Below are 382 nucleotides of genomic sequence, written 5' to 3'. Positions count from 1 at the left end.
AAAACATAAAACTCATATCAGTTACATTTGAAGTATCCCATTCATTTATCCCACTAAAGTCTTTTCTATCACTTTTATAAAAAAGCTCACTCATATCAGTGATTAAACTAGTATCAATATCGCTTAGACTAATTCCATCTGTATAAACTAGAACTTTTAGTTCGTATTTATTAGCTGGTTGGTATTTGTTTGCTACCTTTTTTATCAAATTATTATTTAGCATATATTCTCTTGCTACATTTATCTCATAAGCTATTTTTATCATCAAATCTTCATTTTTAATCATTTTAATAAAATCAAATGACTCACATCCATTAAACATACCTTGTATATCAATTACATTTGATATATCAAAATCTAAAGGCTGGTTGAAATTTTTACA

General features: G+C 25.7%; 1 protein-coding gene. It reads right to left on the bottom strand.

Annotation, left to right across the window (positions count from 1 at the left end):
* A partial coding sequence (locus tag AVBRAN12654_RS09440) for a BspA family leucine-rich repeat surface protein (protein WP_336614399.1) occupies positions 1 to 382 on the bottom strand: 382 nt, incomplete at both ends.

Origin of the sequence: Campylobacter sp. RM12654 (assembly GCF_020137585.1) — a bacterium.
In the GTDB taxonomy this organism is placed as follows: Bacteria; Campylobacterota; Campylobacteria; order Campylobacterales; family Campylobacteraceae; genus Campylobacter_E.
This window is presented reverse-complemented; position numbering and strand designations above follow the sequence as displayed.